2 protein-coding genes are annotated in these 2,386 nt (G+C 64.3%); one reads left to right on the top strand and one right to left on the bottom strand.

Features of this window, described 5'->3' with window-relative positions:
* Positions 1-279 precede the first annotated feature (279 nt).
* On the top strand, positions 280-444 hold the full coding sequence (locus EV683_RS14370; RefSeq protein ID WP_156485924.1) for a hypothetical protein: 165 nt from the start codon (positions 280-282) through the stop codon (positions 442-444).
* 307 nt (positions 445-751) lie between these two features.
* Here EV683_RS14370 and EV683_RS14205 read toward each other — a convergent pair whose 3' ends face one another.
* Positions 752-2,248 carry a SulP family inorganic anion transporter gene (locus EV683_RS14205; protein WP_131863225.1) on the bottom strand — a complete coding sequence of 499 codons (1,497 nt, stop codon included), beginning with the start codon at positions 2,246-2,248 and terminating at the stop codon, positions 752-754.
* Between the last annotated feature and the right edge of the window lie 138 nt (positions 2,249-2,386).

Raw genomic sequence — 2,386 nt, forward strand, 5'->3', positions numbered from 1 at the left:
TTCCAGAGCTTCTGGCTGACGACACTTCGCTTCATGCCGGCCAGATGGGGCTTCACACTGCCGGCATCAAGTAGGTTTTGTTAGCGACTCTTAGGCGACGCGCAAATCGGACACCCCACCCGGAGACCGGGGACGGCCAGGCGCAGCCCCGGCAATGGCCATGCCATGCAAACGCAAATTATTCATCTACAATGACAAAGTCGTTACACGCCCCGTCCGAGCAAAGGAGGTTTCATGAGCAGACAGCCCAGCCCCCGAGCGATTGAACAAGCCGACAAAATGCTCTGGCAGATCATCCAGAGCCCGTCCGCCGCCACGGAAAACGCCTCGACCTGCATGAGCGCGTTCGCCGACGCCAAATCGGGAAGACAGCTCGCCGACAAGCTGAGCACGCTGCACTCGCAGCTGGTCGACTACTATCACTCGCTGGAACGCGGCGACTGAAACGCCCGCACCGCCCGGGCGCGATACAAAGCGCCCGGTTCGGCCCCAGCGGCCAAGCCCATACCTCGCGCATCTCTGAACCCACCACTCGGCAGCACGCCGCCCATGGCGTTCCAGCCGGTGCCAGGCAAGCCCCCGCCTTCGCCACCCTACCCCTGCCGACACCCCGAAACAGCTATCGCCCGGCAGCGACACCTGCCGGGCCGTGATCGGCGTCGCCCCGAGCGAGACGGCCGCCGCAAAGAAAAACGCCAGGGCGAGGCCTGGCGCGGGATCGTAAACGCAAGCCCGCCAGCGGGCGCCAGACTCAGCCGAGCTTGTTGTCGGCGATGTGGTAATGCGGGTCTTCGAAAGCGTCGACCTCGACCATGCCCTTGGCCTTGTCCAGCAATTCGAGGCAATCCGGGCTCAGGTGACGCAGATGCAGCGTCTTGCCTTCCTGCTGGTAGCGCGCGGCCAGCGCGTCGATCGCCTCGATCGCCGAATGGTCGACCACCCGCGCGTTGCGGAACTCGATCACCACGTGCTGCGGGTCGGTCCTGGGCGAGAACAGTTCGGCAAAGTTGGCCGCCGACGCGAAGAACAGGCTACCTTCCAGTTCGTACACCTTCCAGCCATGTTCGTCGGTGCGCGTGCGCGCGGCGATCTGCTTGGCGTGCTGCCAGGCGAAGACCAGCGCGGCGAAAATCACGCCGCACAGCACGGCCACCGCCAGGTCGGTCAGCACGGTGATCACCGTCACGCCGATCACGATGATGGCGTCCTGGCGCGGGATCTTGCGCAGCGCCTGCAGGCTGCCCCACGCGAACGTTTTCTGCGCCACCACGAACATCAGCCCCACCAGCGCCGCCACCGGGATCATCTCGATCCACTGCGACAGAAACAGGATGAAGCCGAGCAGGAGCACGGCCGCCACCACGCCAGAAAGACGCTGGCGCGCGCCGTTGTTGATGTTGATCATGCTCTGGCCGATCATCGCGCAGCCGCCCATCGTCGCGAAAAAGCCCGCCACCACGTTGGCCGCGCCCTGCGCCAGCGATTCGCGGTTGGGCTGGCCGCGCGTATCGGTGATCGCGTCCACCAGGTTCAGCGTCAGCAAGGACTCGATCAGGCCGACCGCCGCGAGGATCAGCGAATACGGCAGGATGATGTACAGCGTTTCCAGCGTCAGCGGCACCTGCGGCAGGTGAAACTGCGGCAGGCCGCCGGCGATGGAGCCCATATCGCCCACCGTCTTGGTGTCGATGCCGAAGCCGGCCACCACGCCCGCCACGATCAGGATCGCGGCCAGCGCCGACGGAATCGCCGTCGTCACCCTGGGCAGCAGGTAGATGATCGCCATCGTCAGCGCGATCAGCCCTCCCATCACCAGCAGTTGCGGGCCGCTCATCCAGCCGTCGCCCGCCCTGAAATGGCCGAACTGCGCCAGAAAAATCACGATCGCCAGGCCGTTCACGAAACCCAGCATCACCGAATGCGGCACCATGCGGATGAACTTGCCCAGCTTCAGCGCGCCGAAGATCAGTTGAAGCACGCCCATCAGCACCACGCTGGCGAACAGGTACTCCGGTCCGTGCTGCACCACCAGGCTCACCATTACCACCGCCAGCGCGCCGGCCGCGCCGGAAATCATGCCGGGGCGGCCGCCGAGCAGCGACGTGATCAGGCAGATGAAAAAGGCCGCGTACAGGCCGGTCAGCGGGCTGACCTGTGCGATCAGCGCGAAAGCGATCGCCTCGGGCACCAGCGCCAGAGCAACGGTCATGCCGCTGAAGAACTCGGTTTTGACGGCGAGCGGGCTCATGTTGTTGGTCAAAACGGGACTCCGAAAAAAAACGCGCAGGCGAGCTGACCTGCTCCCCCTAAACAGGGCCACCTGAAACTTAGTAAAGTTCGTTTTATACGAGGAGAACGGACTTGAAGAAGCGGTTCACGGAAGAGC

It is taken from the genome of Crenobacter luteus (assembly GCF_004345725.1).
Lineage (GTDB): Bacteria > Pseudomonadota > Gammaproteobacteria > Burkholderiales > Chromobacteriaceae > Crenobacter > Crenobacter luteus.

Bases quoted from the DNA above. Each gene is read 5' to 3' on its own strand.
- EV683_RS14370 (WP_156485924.1), top strand. From the start codon at position 280: ATGCTCTGGCAGATCATCCAGAGCCCGTCCGCCGCCACGGAAAACGCC.
- EV683_RS14205 (WP_131863225.1), bottom strand. From the start codon at position 2,248: ATGAGCCCGCTCGCCGTCAAAACCGAGTTCTTCAGCGGCATGACCGTT.